Annotated in this window: 22 protein-coding genes and 1 pseudogene; 19 read left to right on the plus strand and 4 right to left on the minus strand. The window is 43.2% G+C overall.

What is annotated here, in order from left to right; all coding sequences use genetic code 11:
* A partial coding sequence (locus AB4623_RS06445) for a helix-turn-helix domain-containing protein (protein WP_372146001.1) occupies positions 1 to 319 on the minus strand: 319 nt, incomplete at its 3' end.
* Positions 320 to 900: 581 nt separating this feature from the next.
* Here AB4623_RS06445 and AB4623_RS06450 point away from each other — a divergent pair.
* From AB4623_RS06450 to AB4623_RS06465, 4 genes are read left to right on the plus strand one after another with little or no spacing between them, the layout of a single operon-like run.
* Positions 901 to 1,365 (plus strand): hypothetical protein, encoded by a 465-nt coding sequence (locus tag AB4623_RS06450; protein ID WP_017097876.1) that lies wholly within the window; start codon positions 901 to 903, stop codon positions 1,363 to 1,365.
* A 27-nt stretch (positions 1,366 to 1,392) separates the two neighbouring features.
* Positions 1,393 to 4,215, plus strand: a complete 2,823-nt coding sequence (locus AB4623_RS06455) for a PAAR-like domain-containing protein (protein ID WP_372146003.1) — start codon at positions 1,393 to 1,395, stop codon at positions 4,213 to 4,215.
* Positions 4,216 to 4,227: 12 nt separating this feature from the next.
* The gene (locus tag AB4623_RS06460; RefSeq protein ID WP_017097878.1) at positions 4,228 to 4,971 is read left to right on the plus strand and encodes an AHH domain-containing protein; all 744 of its coding nucleotides are present in this window, start codon (positions 4,228 to 4,230) and stop codon (positions 4,969 to 4,971) included.
* Positions 4,968 to 5,588 carry an imm11 family protein gene (locus AB4623_RS06465; RefSeq protein WP_017097879.1) on the plus strand — a complete coding sequence of 207 codons (621 nt, stop codon included), beginning with the start codon at positions 4,968 to 4,970 and terminating at the stop codon, positions 5,586 to 5,588. Before AB4623_RS06460 ends, AB4623_RS06465 begins: the two co-directional genes overlap by 4 nt.
* A gap of 420 nt (positions 5,589 to 6,008) precedes the next feature.
* Here the strand turns inward: AB4623_RS06465 and AB4623_RS06470 are convergent, their stop codons facing one another.
* Positions 6,009 to 6,635, minus strand: a complete 627-nt coding sequence (locus tag AB4623_RS06470) for a phage repressor protein CI (RefSeq protein ID WP_102257504.1) — start codon at positions 6,633 to 6,635, stop codon at positions 6,009 to 6,011.
* A gap of 91 nt (positions 6,636 to 6,726) precedes the next feature.
* On the opposite strand from AB4623_RS06470, the gene AB4623_RS06475 reads away from it, so the two are divergent.
* From AB4623_RS06475 to AB4623_RS06495, 5 genes are all read left to right on the plus strand, one after another.
* Positions 6,727 to 6,939, plus strand: a complete 213-nt coding sequence (locus AB4623_RS06475; protein ID WP_029203682.1) for a hypothetical protein — start codon at positions 6,727 to 6,729, stop codon at positions 6,937 to 6,939.
* 203 nt (positions 6,940 to 7,142) lie between these two features.
* Positions 7,143 to 7,565, plus strand: coding sequence for a phage regulatory CII family protein (locus AB4623_RS06480; protein WP_318276423.1), 423 nt, complete (start codon positions 7,143 to 7,145; stop codon positions 7,563 to 7,565).
* Between the two features lie 371 nt (positions 7,566 to 7,936).
* Positions 7,937 to 8,254 (plus strand): hypothetical protein, encoded by a 318-nt coding sequence (locus tag AB4623_RS06485; RefSeq protein WP_057622102.1) that lies wholly within the window; start codon positions 7,937 to 7,939, stop codon positions 8,252 to 8,254.
* Positions 8,251 to 9,417 (plus strand): replication initiation protein, encoded by a 1,167-nt coding sequence (locus tag AB4623_RS06490; RefSeq protein WP_017091826.1) that lies wholly within the window; start codon positions 8,251 to 8,253, stop codon positions 9,415 to 9,417. Before AB4623_RS06485 ends, AB4623_RS06490 begins: the two co-directional genes overlap by 4 nt.
* A 267-nt stretch (positions 9,418 to 9,684) precedes the next feature.
* On the plus strand, positions 9,685 to 9,915 hold the full coding sequence (locus tag AB4623_RS06495) for a hypothetical protein (protein ID WP_016799977.1): 231 nt from the start codon (positions 9,685 to 9,687) through the stop codon (positions 9,913 to 9,915).
* Between the two features lie 143 nt (positions 9,916 to 10,058).
* Here AB4623_RS06495 and AB4623_RS06500 read toward each other — a convergent pair whose 3' ends face one another.
* Positions 10,059 to 10,631: a DUF2913 family protein gene (locus AB4623_RS06500; RefSeq protein ID WP_017091827.1), complete on the minus strand. Its 573-nt coding sequence runs from the start codon at positions 10,629 to 10,631 to the stop codon at positions 10,059 to 10,061.
* A gap of 233 nt (positions 10,632 to 10,864) precedes the next feature.
* On the opposite strand from AB4623_RS06500, the gene AB4623_RS06505 reads away from it, so the two are divergent.
* From AB4623_RS06505 to AB4623_RS06535, 7 genes and pseudogenes are all read left to right on the plus strand, one after another.
* On the plus strand, positions 10,865 to 11,122 hold the full coding sequence (locus AB4623_RS06505) for a type II toxin-antitoxin system Phd/YefM family antitoxin (protein ID WP_017091828.1): 258 nt from the start codon (positions 10,865 to 10,867) through the stop codon (positions 11,120 to 11,122).
* Positions 11,110 to 11,342 (plus strand): annotated as a pseudogene (locus tag AB4623_RS06510) (type II toxin-antitoxin system RelE/ParE family toxin). Before AB4623_RS06505 ends, AB4623_RS06510 begins: the two are co-directional and overlap by 13 nt.
* 76 nt (positions 11,343 to 11,418) lie before the next feature.
* A complete protein-coding gene (locus AB4623_RS06515) occupies positions 11,419 to 11,781 on the plus strand; it encodes a hypothetical protein (RefSeq protein WP_017059570.1) in 363 nt (120 codons plus the stop codon).
* 464 nt (positions 11,782 to 12,245) lie between these two features.
* Positions 12,246 to 13,019 carry a ParA family protein gene (locus AB4623_RS06520; protein ID WP_016799981.1) on the plus strand — a complete coding sequence of 258 codons (774 nt, stop codon included), beginning with the start codon at positions 12,246 to 12,248 and terminating at the stop codon, positions 13,017 to 13,019.
* 25 nt (positions 13,020 to 13,044) lie between these two features.
* The gene (locus AB4623_RS06525; RefSeq protein ID WP_016799982.1) at positions 13,045 to 13,344 is read left to right on the plus strand and encodes a hypothetical protein; all 300 of its coding nucleotides are present in this window, start codon (positions 13,045 to 13,047) and stop codon (positions 13,342 to 13,344) included.
* 496 nt (positions 13,345 to 13,840) lie between these two features.
* Positions 13,841 to 14,350 carry a hypothetical protein gene (locus AB4623_RS06530; protein ID WP_102257502.1) on the plus strand — a complete coding sequence of 170 codons (510 nt, stop codon included), beginning with the start codon at positions 13,841 to 13,843 and terminating at the stop codon, positions 14,348 to 14,350.
* 185 nt (positions 14,351 to 14,535) lie between these two features.
* A complete protein-coding gene (locus AB4623_RS06535; protein ID WP_230851898.1) occupies positions 14,536 to 14,673 on the plus strand; it encodes a hypothetical protein in 138 nt (45 codons plus the stop codon).
* Positions 14,674 to 14,694: 21 nt separating this feature from the next.
* Here the strand turns inward: AB4623_RS06535 and AB4623_RS06540 are convergent, their stop codons facing one another.
* Positions 14,695 to 15,078, minus strand: coding sequence for a hypothetical protein (locus AB4623_RS06540; RefSeq protein WP_102257501.1), 384 nt, complete (start codon positions 15,076 to 15,078; stop codon positions 14,695 to 14,697).
* On the opposite strand from AB4623_RS06540, the gene radC reads away from it, so the two are divergent.
* From radC to AB4623_RS06555, 3 genes are all read left to right on the plus strand, one after another.
* On the plus strand, positions 15,077 to 15,562 hold the full coding sequence (gene radC, locus AB4623_RS06545) for a DNA repair protein RadC (protein WP_102257500.1): 486 nt from the start codon (positions 15,077 to 15,079) through the stop codon (positions 15,560 to 15,562). The two genes, AB4623_RS06540 and radC, sit on opposite strands and share 2 nt — an antisense overlap.
* A 363-nt stretch (positions 15,563 to 15,925) precedes the next feature.
* On the plus strand, positions 15,926 to 16,300 hold the full coding sequence (locus AB4623_RS06550; RefSeq protein WP_032499399.1) for a hypothetical protein: 375 nt from the start codon (positions 15,926 to 15,928) through the stop codon (positions 16,298 to 16,300).
* Between the two features lie 218 nt (positions 16,301 to 16,518).
* Entirely contained in the window at positions 16,519 to 17,292 is a 774-nt protein-coding gene (locus AB4623_RS06555; protein WP_133148840.1) for a hypothetical protein, read from the plus strand.
* The last annotated feature ends 276 nt before the right edge of the window (positions 17,293 to 17,568 follow it).

Genomic DNA, 17,568 nt, shown 5'->3' on the forward strand with positions numbered 1-17,568 from the left:
TCTCCCGTTTTACTTTGATACCTTCAAATACCTCTAACATATCGGCGAGAGGAAGCATGTTAAAGTCGTAATACTTGGTCTTTATAAGAGCTTGAACTTGTTGCTTTAAGGTAATGGGGATTTTATTAGCGGGTGCCCTTCCTGTGTTGCCATGAACCACAAATCGGATACCATCAGAGCGATATCGCCTGAGATAACGTTCGATGGTTCTGCGAGACTTATTGAGGAGCTTAGAGGCATTAGTAATTGAGATTTTACCGAGAGCAACTTTTGCGATGATATCCACGGTAAGCTGAGATTGAGTATCCATAACGATCATCCTATACACCCCTGACTAATTCGTAGCACTAGTCAAAGGATTACATAAAAATAGAGACCGTCAATTTCCCTCGGTAATTAAGCGAATGACAAAGTCGCTTGGTAGTTACGATACGACAGAATCGCTTGGTGATCACAGTTGTGTGAGAAGTACGGTTAACAAAGTTCTGCCCCATTATAAGGTAGACCTTTTACTCATTCACACCTTGTTAATGTGTGTTTCCCCTAATAAAAGTTATCTGACATTAGCAGTTGTCAAAGTTATACGACACAAAAGACATCATCGTGTTGCTTTTTGGCTTGGTATATCGTTTCTATCATTACTCAAGTGATGTAATACTCTCAACTTTAAAATGATAGTGATGTGCGTGACTTTAATCACAAATTTGAGTGCGAGATAAACCTATAGAAAAGTGAAAAACACATGCGATAAAGCCAATTGATTTGCTAGTCTAGTTACATTGATTGGCCTTCATGTCTTTAAAGTCGATTATTCAATCGTAGTGACCATTCATTTCCACATTACCTATTCAAATCGCCCAGAGATAAAATAATAGGCTCTAAATAATCACTGGGCCCACCATGAATCAAGAGCCACCAAGAGATATTCTTAAGCCTACTTCAAAACCCTGCTCTCGAATTGGTTGGGTAGTGGAAGTTCATCCAGAAAAGAATCGAGTCAAAGTAGATTTTGAGCATAACCCATTTTCTCAACCTCTCTGGGCGTCAATAGGCCGTGCTTTTACTCAGTCAGAAATTTTTATGGCCATCGATAATAAACTCGATTGCCGAATCTCTTTTCTATCCGAAGATCTTACCATTCCAACATTGGTTGATATCTATATTTCTTTGCTTGAAGAGCAAGAGCTTGTTGTTAAAGCAAAGAGGATAACCCTTGATGCAGAGGAAGAAGTGCTTATTGGCTCTGGGACGACACAAACCAAATATAGTGGAACGGATGGCCGTATCACTACAACAGCCAAGCATCTTAGTAGTAGCGCTGAAAAAATTCATAAGATCCAGGGCGCTAAGGTAAAACTCAACTAATCCACTTAATCTAAGTAGGACATATTAATGGCAGTTACAATAAGTGCAAATGGACTCAGTGTTGTCCATAAAGGCTCGGGAGGAGAGGCGAATGCTACCCTGCCTGATGTGTGCCTTACTACAGTCGGTAAACCTGTTGTACCAATCCCTTATGGAAATAACGCGAAGTCGGCAGATTTAGTGGAAGGCACTACGACAGTCACAGCAGATGGCGGAAACAGTATTGCTTTAAAGGGCAGTAAGTTTGCCAAGAGCACAGGCGATGCGGGCGGGGACAAGAAAGGCGTAGCATCGGGTACGATAGAGGCCGAGGCCGAGTTCATTTCCGCATCACCGAGTGTCATCATCGAAGGGAAAGGCGTGGCTAGGTTGTCAGACCAAATGACAATGAACAAGGGCAACACCATGTGCCTAGGTGGGGTTCAAAACCCTGCTGTCACGGTCACTGAAGATGAAGACGGCACTTACACTGTCTACATCAAGGCTCGATACCCGGATGGTGTACTTCTTAAGAACGCAGATTTTGACATTACCGATGTCTCTGGTGGTGCTCTGTCTCCTGGTCACTTTGATAACTCTGGCAAAAGCAAAGTATCAGGCTTAAAGCCGGGTCAAATCAAAATTCTGGTTAAAGAAAGTACGGATGAGTTTATTGCTACCCCGGTTCGTTTAACCAACCCACACTACCTACCCGATTACAATGATGATGACTTCTTTGATAGGTCTGCTCAGGGACAGCAAACCTTCTGGCACCCGAATCGTATTGCCCCGCCAGTAGAAGGCTGGGGAACCATGGGACCTAGCCTCACCGCTGACCGATATTTTGCCGATATTGTGGAAGCAGAAACGAAAGCCCACTTCGAGTTTAGACACCCTGATTTTCATTTCAGCGTATTGTCAGAATCGCTAATCGCGGGAATTGATAGTCTCTCTGATACGAGTTTTGATAGTGTACTGGCGAACGGGTTACCAATGGTGATGGAAGAAGGGGAAATTTTCTCCGTCTTATTTCGTTTACCCAAGCATGAAACCGCAGACCGTATGCTGGCTTACATGCGAGCTCGTGGTAAAGGTAATCCTCAGGTTTTCATCAATAACTACCCTTGGGATAAGGCTAAGAATATACTCAACTCTGAACTAGAGAGTCTACTTAGTAAGATAAAAGGGCGTGTGGAATCTCTTAAGTCCGAAGCTAGTCGGTTGAATTATGATTACTTGTCGTCTGATATCTATAAAAAGCATGTGAGTACCATTGATACCTATGCTAAAAAATTGTCCGATAACCTCAGCCAAGCTTTCAAGCGTATGGAAAATAAAGCTAGTCAACTTATGGATGATGTGTCAGATGTCTCGGTCATTCAAGCGCCTGATCATGTTTACTCTGCCGAAGCAGGGACTATCGAAGTAGTCGTGAATGCGATACCGAAAATAGAGTTAGAGGAGCAGAAGTGGATTAAGATCCGTGCCGTTCACGATGACCTGTGGGGAACGCCTGTTTACGCTAAAAACCTCAAAGTGATAGCCAATGGCTCCGTTCCCCATAAAGACAAATTGGATCTCAATCCATTGCCGCAAAGAAGTACGGCCTCAGAAACTATGGATCTGGCGTTAGAGACCCAGAAGACAGAGGGAGGTGTAGTGGTGGTCGATGATCTCAAGCCCAACACAGACTCTGTCACTATCGAGTATGAAGGTGAACCAGGCATTGAAGATAAGATTGTAAAACAACAGGAAGCTATCGAGACTTATTTGGACGGCCTTTTAAACACAGTCGCGAAAGATATGACAGGTTTCCAGAAACAATGGAACGAAGAAGGTGTACTTTGTTTGGGTGATGGTGTGCTTGAAGGGGCTAAAGCTTGGGGTGCTGATGTGGTGGAACTTTTCTCTCCCGAAGTCTGGGGCGAGATGGGCCATACCTTAGCAGATGCCACCACCGATGGTTTTGATAAGCTCTATATTTACGCCAATCAAAAATACAATGCATTGGAAAAGTACACCGCCGATGCGATGAAAGGAACGGAAGTTCAGTTAGCTCAAAGTGATTTACCAAGCTGGGTAAAACAGGCGGCTTATATTTCCAGTATGGCGCCTAACTTGCTTATTGCGGCCAGTGTGGATGCGTACGAGAACATTGATGAGGCCATTGATGATGTGCAGCTTTGGTGGAATGAAGGCTCAGACGATATGGCGCGCAAGATTAAGTGTATTGCAAGACACAGAGAAGCGATTTGGAATTTGCCTACGCTCTTTACCAACAACGATGTTAAAGGCGTAGAAAAGTTCGTTGACACTGTTGTGATGGAGTTTGACCCTGAATGGGCAATGGAAATCAAGGAGAGTGAGTTTTTCCCTAAGGCCTTGGCGTTGATTAATGATGACAACAGCATCTTGCCTTTCTTTACATACTTGAACCTGATTATTGAAGCTGTCCCACCTAACTTCTATTTCTACCACGTGGGTAAAGCAGCTGCGTATATTGCCATTGAAGTGGTGTTAACCATAGTGATTGGTTTGCTAACTGGGCCAGCAGGGGCAGCCGCCAGAATTGCGACGGTTACAGCGAAATTTACCATGGGCGTTAAAAAGGTTGGTGCAGCCTCTCATGCCGCACAAGCACTAGAAATCTTTACCAGCACCGTCGATGGTTTAGTCGACATCTTGCCAGATTACGACAAGTTAGCGGGCCATTTGGCATTGCGCCGTAAGTCCGCCATAGCAGACAAACGGGTTAATAGTACCGCTCAAGTGGAAGAGAAACATGAGCCTAGAAAGGGTAAATGTCGACTGTGTAAGAGTGAAGAACATAAAACGCCTCGGTTGTACCGGGGTGAAATCGAATATGTATAGGATAAGTTATCTATGGGCACACTGATGAGTCAAGAGGCGGCAGAATCGGATTTCGTCGATGGTATGATTGAGAAAAAAGGCTATCGTAAGCGCTGGGTAAACAACGTAAAAAAATTATCTGAGCACCCTTATAATAATGGTATCCATATGGATACCCATCATATTATTTCGGCAGAAGCAGTAAAACACAGTGAGCTGGGTGAAAACCTAGTCAACAAAGGCTACGACATCAACCAGTTATCGAATTTGGTCGGCTTTCCTGCTACTTTGCCGGGTGCATGTCAACTCCATTGCCAATTACACCGCGGCGATCATATCTTTAGCCGACCTAGGGAAGAACCTTATCATCGTTACGTTTCTGGAGAGTTGAGAGATCCAGAGATAAGAAAAAAGATTAAAGACTGCTATGGAAAGACTAAGAAAACAGAAACCGAGTCAGAGATACATAAGCTGCTCGACCCGATTAGTCGTAAAGTGCTAAAGAAAATCAACAAAATTGAAAGAGGGCAATTTTTTTCATTACCGTTGACCAAAATTTCCCAATACTTTATTCCAGGAGGACCCGGCTGCGCCTGCCAATTCGATATTATCAACGCACAAACCAATCCTGATAACTATTGCAACAGTGACCGGCTTCACTATCAACTGGGCGAAAGAGATGGCAAAGACAAGCGCTATCAAACCAGTAGTTCCCCATGGAACACCAAAACGATCACGTACCAAAACACCAGATGGATACCCAAGGTAGGACAATGAGCCAATACAACGACCAATACTATATTGTTTTCGAAAATTATGATGAAAATACTTTGTACCTAAAGCCTCAAAAGCATTCAGCCATGAGGGATTACGAATACACCAAGCTAAGTGGTGATGAGCCAATGCTTTTTGAAAACTGCTATCGTGATGAAGATTTGGTTCGAGGGGTTTCTAGGCCAATTAAAAAGGCTCACTTAGACTCAACCTACCCAGTATTTTCTGATGAAATTAAACAATCTCTTGGTAATATAGACAATGCATGTTGTCAGGTTTACCCCAGCGTGATCGTAGATGATCATGACAAATATCATGAGGGCTATTGGGTGTTTAATGTATTTGAGAAAATGGATGTTTTGAATCTAGAAAAGTGTCAGATTGATGATTATGACCCGGAAGATACTAGACACACAATTGAGCAGTACTATTTGGATGATAACAAGTTGTCTGCGATGCCAGAGAAAGAACGCTTGGTCTTTATGCCAAAATTCAGCGATTACCCTCATATTATTGTTCATGAGAAAGTAGTAAAAGCGTTCAAGAAACAAAACGTGGATACGCTTAACTTTGTAAAAGTCTCTGATTGGGTAATGGGCCTCCAGTTTGTAGAGTCTTAATGGACCAGTGGGCTGCTGAAGGCATTGGGGAAATCTGCATTTATAGCTTAAAACTAGGTATTCAAGAACAATAACTTTATTTGCTGTTTCTGAATATATGTAAACTCCCCAAATAGTACAATTTGATCTGCTTCAGCGATACTGGACAATCACGTAAACAAATTTGCCATACTTTTAATAATTCATGCTTCGCTAAATTAGCAATCTTGCTAAATCGTTTTTGTCCAAAAATGTTTCAGGACTACTTAGAGATTGCACAACGATCAACATTGAGCCAAAGAAGAAGGCTGCCATAAGGCAGCCTTTTTTAGTTTGCAAGTGCAACTTCTCACGAGGGTAGGGTGATAATAGGCTCGTTAAGTATCGGTGACGCTATTAATCAAATTAACTGCAGTGCTCTCAAACAGATGAGTGCAACAGTTAACGCTTTTCCATCACTAACGCAACTCTACCTACAACCCTTACTTCATCTTCTTCGACGGTTAGAGTCGAACCGTTAAAGCTGATTGCTAGTTTTTTGCCTGGTAAGCGCTGGATGTCGTTTAGCGAGAGTAGGCCGTCCATATCAACTAGGTATGTACCGCTTACTGCATGGTGAGATTCTTTATTTATAAGGAACGTAGTAGTTCCATCTTTGATTGCTATTACATTACTTACACCTAACTCGTCTAGAAGAGCTTTATCGAATGCAAGTATCCCTTTCCCAACCAATTTACCGTCGTCAATAGAGAAACAGTCGATATCGAAAAGAGTTTTCGATTCGTTCTTCTTATTAATATGCTTTTGGGTTGGTGTTTTAGGGTACGGTTCGCCTTTATCTAGAAGTAACCATTCAAGTGAGACTCCAGTGCTCAAATGAGTCCTTACTGCAATTTCAAAGGGAGTAAGGTTTCTCTGTCGCCAAGTCGCGATTGTTGATTTTGGGATGCCAAATACGTCTGCTACGTCCTGTTGGCGGTCTGAATTCGTGATATCTATCAACTTCTTGATAATATCTCTACCTCCCAAATACGATATTTGGTCTATTTTAAGTTGCTTGTTATTCATATGTGATCAATAATCGCAATTGAGTCCGAAATGGTGGGGTGCAACTCGTCATTCCGAAATTAAACATTCAATAACAGAATAGGATATCACTATGCTCTCATATCAAGTAGTCCTAAATACGCCTTTCATGACGTACGACCAATACTCTCAGTTCTCCGGAATGCCGAAACGCACCATCATGGATTGGGTAGCTGATGGTCGCTTACCTATTAAAACTAAAGCAAAAGGTAAAGAAACCCCTCTCATCAATATGGTCATGTTGCTAGAAATGGCAACGCGTGAAACGTTGGAGAGAATGGGGTAAATAGCCATGCGTTTATCTTTCATAACTTCGACCAAAGAGCTTTGTCCGTTGGGGCTAACATTCTTGGTTGGAGTTTCGTTGTCATCTCGTCTTTCTTCAATTGAGTATTGGTTATGAACGGAATTGACTCAATAGGCGAATTTTCTCGCACAAAACAAGGGGCCTTTAATGAGGCGTGTTGCGTGTTCGCTAGGTCAGAGAATATGGCTAGGCTGGCAGAGGTCATAGGGATGAGTCCGACCATGCTGCGGAATAAACTTAATCCTGATCAGCCTCATGTCCTGAGTTGTGTTGAAGCCATCACTCTCGCCAAAGTGAGCGGCAATCACATTATTGTAAACAGCTTACTTCTTGGACTTGGGGTGGTCACCGCTTATATACCGCCCAACACTACCGATGATGCCTTTGTTTTGTGCGCACTAGAGAGCTCGACCCATTCGGGTGAGTTGTCTCGAATGGCTTTGGAGTATGCAGGAAAGCCTAGGCTTACTCGGGCACAGAAATATGAGATTGTTCAGACCGTACACGCGAATATCAGCGGTCAGGTTTTGCTCCTCAATAGTTTGGAAAAACTGAATCAAGGTGTTGGTCTGCTCAAAGCGATAGGGCGGAAAGGTGGGCGCTAGTGGTATATCAGTTTCAAGTATTCATTCGGAGGGGTGATGCTCATTGCTCCGGATCATAAGCCATCTTCTGAAAGGTCTGGTCATGGATTAACAGAGGAAGATAAGCGAAGAGGCCTTCGCTATATCAGGCGCATCCGACGCGAGTTATGTGACCGTCAACTTTCGCCATTATTGGTTGAGTGGATGAGGTTAACGTATCAATTAAGGCATTCGAATCGGGTGTTTGAACAAGTACGGCTGCGAATTCGTTTATTCGGTCTTGAAAAGCGAATGCAAAGAATCAGACAGCGTTGGCTTTAACGCGTTGTCCTTAGCCTGAGTAACGTCATTGGCTGCTCCCAAAGGAGAGCCTGTTAGCCAAGGAAAACGTGATGAATAATCATGAGTGGGCGGTCATAGGCGGTAAGGTGCTTCAAACAAGCCAAGAAGCGGTCTTCTATCTAGCGGTAGTGAGCGAAGACCAATGGCGTGATGCATTCCGCTGTCATGTGAAAAGTGGGGTGAGGGGAAATGACGAACACTTAGCAATTGAACGCCTGAATGGAAAGGATTCATCAGGTTCGACAGGCTTATTGGGCGCCACTAAGAGCGTCAACTCGGTCGTAACGTACGAGGCCTTGGAAAGGGTGTTTATCCAGAGCGAGTCTGGAAGTCAACGTGGACTAGGGACGGTGAGGGCGAGCCGATGACGGCTCATTCTGAATACGCTGCGTCTTCGTCTATGTCGTGTTTGAGCCGGCTGCTTGAGGAAGCGCCTTATTTGTCGAGGTGCAGTGACAACAAAACCGCGATGCTAATTCGACCTCGAAACTACGCCGTCAGATGGCCGTATATGCAGGTCAATCGAAAAGAGATGCAGGCGTGGATGGTTTTCGATATTGATCATGAACACCGAGCTTTCCCCAATCCCTACATTTGGCAAGATGAAGGGTTGCCGCCCCCCAATATGATTGTCCGAAACCGTACCAGTAATAAAGCCCACCTTTTTTATGCCATTGTACCTGTCTGTACCAGCGATCAGGCTCGCTCCAAACCCATTCAGTACCTCAAAGCCATTTATCGCGCGTTAGCCTTGCGACTGGAGGCGGACTTGAGTTATTCAGGGCCTGTTGCCAAAACGCCCTTTCATCCTTGGTGGCAAACAACCGAACTTCACCGCAGTGTCTATGAACTTAACGAGTTAGCGGATTCGCTGGAACTGGAGAGTACGCGGCCGTGGCTTCGTCAAGAGCGTGACGTTTCTTATTCCCGGAATTGTACTTTGTTTGAACGTACCCGCCGGTTCGCTTATGACATCGTCGACGAAGAAAGGGAAAAGGGCAGCTATACGAATTTTAAATGCCGTGTAGAGAGCTTTGCACATGTCAATAATGCCAATTTGGTGGGTAAGCCGTCTTTGCCATGCAGTGAGGTATTAGCGGTGGTAAAAAGCGTCTCTCGTTGGACCTGGGATAAATATTGTGCTCGGTCAGATTGCCAGCGAGGTGTGATGAGGTTGGATAGTGGATTAAGTTTACAGGAAAGGCAGCGTAGAGCGGCCAGAAGAACTCATAACCTTCGTCGGACGAAGACCACTCGCCGAATTATCCGCGCCTGTCTGTTTCTGTTACGCAAAAATCAGGAGCTCACGATTGGTTTGGTGGCGCGTAAGGCGAACTTGTGTCGCCAGACCGTCAGTCGTTACGTCTATCTGTTTGAATGGGTCAAGTCTGCTTTATCCGAAAGTAGGCGAAATGGGCCAGAGCCTCGTGGTAATTATGCTGTTCATCAGATATCTGCCCCTATAACGTTAGAGAGGGCTGAGTATGAAGTAGGGATAAAGAAGGCGGTGCTTGAGTCGGCTTTTCCTTGAGTTGAATAATAACAAGTAACTATCGAGTCAAAACGAGGTCTCTTAGTAAATTCAATTCTGGAGTAAAGACTAGGTTGCATTTATTGGACACCCGATCATCACCTCTCTGACTTTTTGTCCGCGAGCTCCTTTTTAAAGACATGAAATGTGTTCTAAGAGTGAGTCGACATGACCCTGTTCAATGTGATTGATGTCTCAATTTGTTTAAATATGGATTCACTCGCTCCATATTGCTGTATATTTACACAGTAACTTAAGGGAGGAGTTATGTCTTTTAAAGATAAAGAGACACTGTCAACAGGAATTGAATTCATTGTTGAAGCCGTAGCGGTGAAGACGAATGGCCAAGATCATTCAGCGTTAGGCTTATATCTGATCAGCTTACTGCTAGAAGATCAAAAGATTGGCCTTGATTGTGATGAAAAAAGGACGGTAGTACCGCTTGGTAAATCGCGTACAACACATCTTGATTTGGGCTGGAAGTGCCCAACGTTTTAGATTTGGTTGTGTTAGTTGGCGCTTCATATAGCTGTGGGACAATTACTAAGGTACAGGATAGACAATTGATGGAAAAGTACAGGTAAGCACTCACAAGAGTCTTGGACCAGTTAAGGCTAAACAGTGTGTGATAAGCAGTATGGTTAGCTAATTGGGTGGACTTTGTAATGATAGTTATTCAATTCTTCACTTGCTTGGCACAACTCATATGTGAAATAAGGTTGGGTTGCTAAGCTCTTAGTGAATCTGTCTAATTCATTCGTATGTATAAACAGCGAAATGGGTGCAATCTGACGGTTTTCATTATCGAAGCAATGATCAATATGTGCTCTGTCGATATAAACAACGTCCATTTCCTGCTTAGGGGTCTCTTCAATAAGTTTTGTTTCTAATCCGCTCTTCTCAAAGCGTTCTAACAAGGCATAAAGCTTATCAACGTCGTTTTTGCTCTCTATCGCTGAATATTGAGATAAAACGCTTTCTAAGTGTTTTTCGATTGAGCCAAACTTACTCTTCATCAAACAAACAGTTTTAAGCTTTTTCTTGATAAGGCTATATCGAGCTTGTTTGATTTTTGGCTTTAAGAAGTCAATGATGATCTTGTTTCGTTGCTCTTCTTTAACAAAGTGACTGGAAATTTTCACTTTGAAGTAAAGGTGAAGAAGAGTGTTTTCGAAGGTCGACTTAAGAAGTTGGTGGTATGAATGTTCTGACATTGTTCACATCGATTATTTTCTGGTGAGGGTATCTTATCACAAGAATAGCAAGGCTCTAAGGCCGAAACCAAAGTGACGCCATTTGCTGTTTGTGTGTTGTTGAGTGAGTTTCCTACTCATAAGAAGCATGACTTAAGAGTGATTCTTAACGCTCAATATCTCTGCGCTAAACCTGGCACCTTGAAAGTGATACGACAGTATCACTTTATTACTCTTATTTTGGAGTTACTCTTATGAAAGTCGAGCTCGTTACTTCCCTCAAGCGTCAAGCGTCCCAAATCCTAGCGGACTTACATGACACCAAAGAACCTGTGCTAATCACCGAACCCGGTAAACCTTCTGCGTATTTGGTTGATGTGGACGACTATCATTTTATGCAAAACCGTTTGGTTATCCTTGAAGGGATCGCATGTGGTGAGCGCGCCATTTCACAAGGCAAGTCCTTGAGTCAGGATGAAGCTAAGGACAATATGTCAAAATGGCTGAAGTGATTTGGAGTGAGCCGCGTGATCGGACCTCAAGGATATCGCGAAATACATTGCCCTTGAATATCTGGTTGCGGCCAAGCAGATGATTCAAAATATTTTTGACAAAGTTGAACACCTCAATTACCGAGAAGTTGTGGTCAACCCTTGTCGTGTTTTTTGCAAGCAAGACGGGGACAAGGTGTACATCTTGTTTGTGATGCGCGCGGAGCAAGGTTTATGTTGATTTTTGTATGAGCAAACAGTCAAGCGTCTGTGCCACCTCTGATAAGCTGATGGTCTACATCCGTTAAGACTCGAGTATGGCGAAAAAGAAAAAGGAACGCCAATCTAGGCGCCTCGCCAAACCAGTACTTTCATGGACGGAGGTTAAACTGATCACCAGCCGACGACATCGTATCGAGGGCGCATTAAGCTTCAGGGTGTCGACCATCTCTAGACAACAAGTCTTACCCGAATACGAGCGTATTTGGGAACAAACCATCGTCGAAGAAGCTTACCAACAAGCGATGGGCGAGTTATTAGATCAGGGCGATGTCGTGTTAAGAGTAGAAGACTCAATGGGCTTCTCATTCATTATGGGTATTTTCTTTTGGGAACACCTTTCTACAAACAGCCGCAATGAACAGTGGGATTTCACTTCCATGACTCTGCCCAGTGGGTGACTCAATCTTGTCGTGGCGTTCAACCAGTTGGCGCTGCTCATCACGCCAGTAGGCAAAACTTAGCCATTCTTTGGGTTTAAATTCGCGTCTTTCTGGTGTGAGTCAGATAGCTCCAAATATCGATGGCGCGTCGGGACTTGATGAATCCGATTCATGCTTAAACAGTGTCCCCCGTCGTAGTCACAATATTTTCAATTTCAGAACTGACTTTGATTCTAGTGTTGGGATTAACTTAACCAAGAAGTTTTGGTTGGTGAGGAGCCTAATAACTTGATTCATACGGATAGTGATCTCGCGGCTGGTGTCACTTTCTTTAGGATTTTTAGTGTCTTGACATCATCGACTGGTAACGGGGGAATAACTTTAAGTGTTGATAGGAAAAGTGTATTACATATGTAATACATTGACAGTGTGCTTTTTGTTTTTTATTGTGTATTACACATGTAATACATGAGGTGTTTATTATGAAAACTAAGATCATCAGCGCGGCGAATCAAAAAGGTGGCGTTGGAAAAACCACGACTCTTGTCAATTTAGGGGCTGAGCTTGCACGAAAACGAAAAGTGTTAGTTATTGACCTCGATCCTCAAGGGAACTGCTCTAAAACGTTAACCGGACAACGTGATTTTAAGTTTGAAGAGACGGTGGCTGCTTTGTTTGATAAGCCTAAAGTTGTGTCCATTGTCGATTTAATTCAACCTGCACAGATTAATGGGAACTCTATTGAAAACCTCTATGTCGTTCCCGCTGATGTTCAGTTGTCACGTGTCATCGAAACATCACTGACAAAGATTAATCGTGAACGAATTTTAGAAAAGCAATTAGCGAAGTTAGGTGACACCTATGATTTCATTCTTCTTGATACTCCACCAAACTTATCCCTAACGACTCTTAACGCAATCCAGGCTTCAGACCTTATCTTGATCCCTGTAGATTCAGGTGCATTTTCATTAGACGGCATTAGCTCTTTACTCGAAGCTGTCTATGAAATTAAGGAGGATGAAGGCAATTATCTGATCTTGAGGAACGAGGTCGACTCAAGAAACACTATTATTAATGAGTTCATTGATGAGGAATTGGAGGTAGTACAAGATAAATTGCTACCAGTATCTGTCCGTCGTTCTGAGCATGTTGGACAAGCTAATGCCGTTTCCTCTCCTGTGCGCTTTTATAAATCGGGCTCTCTTGTTAATAACGATTACCGAAAACTGGCTGCGTTTCTTTTGAATTTGATGTAATACATAGGTAATACATATGAGCAAGATGAGCAAGTTGAAAAAACGAGGAGCTATAACAGCTATCTCTACTGACAAGAACGAAGGTTCAAGTAAGTCGACTGGAATTACGACTGTCAAAAAGAAAGTGACGACATCTTATATGGTGCCTCCTCTGACTCTTAGAATGTCACTTACTGATAAAGAACGGATAACCGATTGGGTAGCAAATCTGCAAGAGCAGACAGAGAGAAATGTGTCTGCAGCGAAACTGTACCGAGCTTTGGCTTTATATCGAGACAAGATAGATGATGAAGAGCTCGTTGAGTTGATTAATAAAATGAATTGAATATGTATTACCTATGTAATACATATTTGCTTTTAAGGCTCTGTATCTATTTTAAGACATTTCATAGAGCCTTAGTTTGGACTTAACTTCTAGCACGGATGAACATGACACTTGAAGCGTCTTATTACCTGTTCTGGGCCTTCTCTCCTTGTAAAGACTAACACTTTAATCATGACTCTTATCGTTGCCTTGGTTCCCCTGCAGCTAGGCCTTGTTTGAACCCCGTTATTGTCCTAAGAGTCATAGCGCCTTGTCGTTTCCTCCTCGTTGTTCTCTCTGTCTTCGAATAAGTTCGTGTAAGGGCTTGTTTTCTTATGCGCCGATTTTCTTTCACTCGCATCATTTTCGAGCATGCAGGCTGTTAACCGTTTCTCCCCACAACCTGCTTTACAAGGGAGGCTTCGCCGCTGCGCGCCCTTGCAAAGCAGAACGATGTTGAGAGAGCGGACAGCCAAGCGGCTCCGAAAAGTGATACTCAAACAGAAAGGAAACTCTCATGGTGCAACAAAACTCAACCCCAACTCTCTCTAATTCAAATTCATCGACCAGCGTTTCGCCGCTGGGGCACGAAAGCTCACCAAAAAATGATGTCTCTAGTCCTTTGGCGGTATTGAAGTTGCGCTCTCAAGTCAAAAAGTGTCGTGATGAGGCGAAAAGAAAGTCTGATTGGGTTTCCAAAATCCAGCGTTTGAAAATGTTCAGTCGTCGCCAGTCGCCAGAGCAGCAGGCTGATATCGCAGCGTTAAAAGACCAAGGGTTCGTTGAAGCTATCAAGCAGCAGTTTCCGCTATTGGGATCGCGTCGTTTTGCTTTCCATGAAATCCGTGACTTTTTCATCGAATTAAATGGTGCTGGCTTTGGTGAATGGTTTCTTCACGAGCGAGTGGATCACATCATTCTTTACACCACTTACGGTTCTGTGTTTCCCGCGTTGCGATTTGTGACAACGGGAGAGGGGACGTTTAAGTGCTCAGGGTTTTGTTTTGATGTGCGTTTTGGCGCTTAGGGGGTCACATGAAAGTGCGTTCTACAGTATCCGCTGACATATCCATGCACGTGATTTGGGTGAATTCGACCGACTTTGATTCCACCGTAAGGCCGTCAAGGTTCATGAAATTTTGGTGAATGAGTTTGGGTATACCAACGCCTTAATACTAGAGCAAGGCAACCGAGGCAAGGGGGTGAGTATCAGTGTGTGACCTGACTACCACCATTAAACAGATGCGAGAAGACTACGGCTACGCAAAGAAAGCAGAAAGGACGATAGGAACAACCTCTGAGCATCGCACGTCGGCTAAGGCTTTACTCTCTTGTCTGTATGACGACTAAAGTCGGCAGATGCGTGACGGCTCAAATACTCATCAGATCATCAATCTGTCTGAATTTTGTTTCGATATTCCAACAGTTTGCGGTATTCAAGCGGTTCGTGTTTTTAGACGAGCAACGCCCTGTTCGCTCTTGTCCTAAGTAGCCAAGGTTATCGAGTGGCGCAAGTCGACTAACCAGCAGGGCGCTCTCTTGGTGGGGAAGGGACATTTCTACCTGGGCGACGTACTTTGGGTTGAGATATTGGCTTAGGCTGTCCTTTTGGCTTGTTGTCGCGACTTCCTTTAAACCGTCCCATTTGAGAACCCTCACGCAAGGGAGGCTTCGCCGCTGCGCGCCCTTGCGCTGCAGAACCTGCAACTGGGTACGGACAGTCAGACGCTCACCAAGACCGAAAGGAAATACCATGTCAGCACTTGTTCAATACTCAAATGTTTCGTTATTCACATCAGAAGAAAAGGGCATCCTTGACCAGGCCGCAAGCATTCTCAAATCCAAACTGTTTATCTCAGAACAAACGCCATTAACCTCGCCTGAATTGGTGAAATCGTTCTGTCAAACGTCCTTGGCCGCTTGTGAGTCTGAAGTGTTTGGGATTATCTTCCTCGATAATCAACATCGAGTGTTGCGCACCAAAGAGATGTTCTACGGTACCGTTAATGCCGCTTCGGTCTATCCGCGTGAAGTCGTGAAAGCGTCGCTGGCCGCGAACGCGAGTGCGGTTATTCTCTATCATAACCACCCAAGTGGCGACGCCACCCCAAGTCAAGCTGACCGACGCATTACCCGTCAACTGACGGATGCGTTGGCATTGGTTGATATCCGAGTACTGGACCACTTTGTGGTTTCATTTGAGTGTGTGGTGTCTTTTTCTGAGCGAGGCTGGATTTAAAAAAGCGGCTTATGGCCGCTGATTGAAACAGGGTAGGAGACTACCCTTTAACACATTTTTGGACAATTTCGTGTTACGAATGGAAACAACACCAATCCAGTTTGCATGAGAAAATGTATGGCAAAATTCTATCTCATTGACCAGTTTTGATGAACCACTACAATAACGCTTACATCGTTAATTCCATTTATCTAGAGCAAGAAATTCACAAACGTCGACTGACTATATAGTTAATAAAAGCTAATCTGTGCGTTTGAGAGTGTGCGCATCCGTATCTGCATCTGCATCTGCATTTTTTAAAGCTCTTGTTTTAAAAGCATTTATCATATCAATACTTTAAATTTTTTTATTTTTGGGGTTTATGTGTTTAAGAGGAATCTTATAATCTTATGGATTATTGGGACTGTTGCTGGTTGCTCAAATGTTTCGGAAAGTGATGCTCGTTATCTTGATACTTATAGCTTGTGTTACGAAGTTGGTGATAGCGCCCCCGCATACCGCTCTGCGACGTTGGAAGTCGTATCTAAGGAATTAGCTCGTAGAGGCTTAGATATGTCTGATGAGGAATGTAAGAAAGGAACTATTGATTCTCGCCAAGCTCGTGCAATACGAAAAGCACAACAGCGAGATGAAGATGCTCAATTAGAGGCTGCGTGTATAGCTTCAGGCGGAACTTGGTACATATCTTTTTGTAAAAAAGATCCCGTTAAAGTTGATGTAAATGTATATCAATACTAAATCAATTAAGGTTTCCAACCTGATGATGGTTTACCATAACCGCCTTTTCTGAACCAAAGAAACAAGCCGTATGTTGCGGCTTTTCTAATAAGTACGATATTGCAAACACAGATGAATAGCATGTGTATTGATTTTTCACACTAGTCGCGATACCTATAACAAGTTTAACTTGAGTAACATCCAAAAAAATCCTCAAATCAAAAAAATAAGGCGTTCCTATGAGTCGTTGGTATTGGTTATTAGCTACATTGGCCATGAATGCGCAAGCAGAAACATTAAAAGTACCTTCCTATTTAAATTTAAGTCCCAAATCGGGGGATATTATGAATTCAATCCTCAACGGGGGATGCAAGTCTATAACCGACACGAAAATGATATGCACCTTTAACCAAATTACATTATCTCAACATATCAATTCTCAAGATGAAATTGAGAATAAGCTTAGCAGGATTGATGCTGAGCTATTGGAGGTTGAAAGCCTTGAAAAACTAAACGCATCGGTATGTGATAGCTCGATTATTAAAGGTTTAAATAAATTAATTGAAAGCACCAGTGACGAAAGAAAGAAAAATCACTATTCACAGTGGAAATCAATGTATTCTGCCTGCCCATTAAAAAATATGGATGAAGCAAAAGACTTTCTTCATCATTTGACGAAGCTTGATGTCGAAACCCAGAAAGAAACTTGCAAACTATCCGCAAATACTTTCGATCTTGAATTCACCGCAGTCGGTAGTGGCGAAAACGCCTATTGGCGTAACACCAGTGAACCTCTTTCAAACTCCTGTGGCATGACCAACGTTGTAAGTATGAGACAGAATTCTGGTTACAGTAGCCTTTGGGAGTACAGAGGTCAACGAGTTATAAGTATGCCTGAAAACAAAACGATGCTTGGTGAACCGTGCACAGTGATGGAAACGGAGCCGATGGTCTGGTCTTGGGATGGTGATAATATTTATAAAAACTGCCAGATTCTTGGTGTCGGGTTTTAATGGGTATCTGGGATCAATATGATCTATCGCTATTAGAAATAACGATGAATTGTTACTGATATCAAATTAGAAATATTTCCATGAAATACTTAATCATATCGGTTAGATAACATAAGTGTTGTGGCACACTGAATTTGGCCACTTAAATAGAGGGGGTATCTGACTTTACTTCTACATTTTAGAATTATTAAATCTAAGTCAAATTATACTTTTGTGAGTTGAGAGGCTAATCGGTCGTAGCTCATAACGGGGCAGATTTGAGCTAGCTGGCACTTT

The sequence above is a fragment of the Vibrio sp. 10N.222.52.C12 genome, from assembly GCF_041474215.1.
GTDB lineage: Bacteria > Pseudomonadota > Gammaproteobacteria > Enterobacterales > Vibrionaceae > Vibrio > Vibrio crassostreae_C.

Coding starts and splice junctions, on each gene's coding strand:
- AB4623_RS06450 (WP_017097876.1), top strand. CDS start 901: ATGAATCAAGAGCCACCAAGAGATATTCTTAAGCCTACTTCAAAACCC.
- AB4623_RS06455 (WP_372146003.1), top strand. CDS start 1,393: ATGGCAGTTACAATAAGTGCAAATGGACTCAGTGTTGTCCATAAAGGC.
- AB4623_RS06460 (WP_017097878.1), top strand. CDS start 4,228: ATGGGCACACTGATGAGTCAAGAGGCGGCAGAATCGGATTTCGTCGAT.
- AB4623_RS06465 (WP_017097879.1), top strand. CDS start 4,968: ATGAGCCAATACAACGACCAATACTATATTGTTTTCGAAAATTATGAT.
- AB4623_RS06470 (WP_102257504.1), bottom strand. CDS start 6,635: ATGAATAACAAGCAACTTAAAATAGACCAAATATCGTATTTGGGAGGT.
- AB4623_RS06475 (WP_029203682.1), top strand. CDS start 6,727: ATGCTCTCATATCAAGTAGTCCTAAATACGCCTTTCATGACGTACGAC.
- AB4623_RS06480 (WP_318276423.1), top strand. CDS start 7,143: ATGGCTAGGCTGGCAGAGGTCATAGGGATGAGTCCGACCATGCTGCGG.
- AB4623_RS06485 (WP_057622102.1), top strand. CDS start 7,937: ATGAATAATCATGAGTGGGCGGTCATAGGCGGTAAGGTGCTTCAAACA.
- AB4623_RS06490 (WP_017091826.1), top strand. CDS start 8,251: ATGACGGCTCATTCTGAATACGCTGCGTCTTCGTCTATGTCGTGTTTG.
- AB4623_RS06495 (WP_016799977.1), top strand. CDS start 9,685: ATGTCTTTTAAAGATAAAGAGACACTGTCAACAGGAATTGAATTCATT.
- AB4623_RS06500 (WP_017091827.1), bottom strand. CDS start 10,631: ATGTCAGAACATTCATACCACCAACTTCTTAAGTCGACCTTCGAAAAC.
- AB4623_RS06505 (WP_017091828.1), top strand. CDS start 10,865: ATGAAAGTCGAGCTCGTTACTTCCCTCAAGCGTCAAGCGTCCCAAATC.
- AB4623_RS06515 (WP_017059570.1), top strand. CDS start 11,419: ATGGCGAAAAAGAAAAAGGAACGCCAATCTAGGCGCCTCGCCAAACCA.
- AB4623_RS06520 (WP_016799981.1), top strand. CDS start 12,246: ATGAAAACTAAGATCATCAGCGCGGCGAATCAAAAAGGTGGCGTTGGA.
- AB4623_RS06525 (WP_016799982.1), top strand. CDS start 13,045: ATGAGCAAGTTGAAAAAACGAGGAGCTATAACAGCTATCTCTACTGAC.
- AB4623_RS06530 (WP_102257502.1), top strand. CDS start 13,841: ATGGTGCAACAAAACTCAACCCCAACTCTCTCTAATTCAAATTCATCG.
- radC (WP_102257500.1), top strand. CDS start 15,077: ATGTCAGCACTTGTTCAATACTCAAATGTTTCGTTATTCACATCAGAA.
- AB4623_RS06540 (WP_102257501.1), bottom strand. CDS start 15,078: ATGGTATTTCCTTTCGGTCTTGGTGAGCGTCTGACTGTCCGTACCCAG.
- AB4623_RS06555 (WP_133148840.1), top strand. CDS start 16,519: ATGAGTCGTTGGTATTGGTTATTAGCTACATTGGCCATGAATGCGCAA.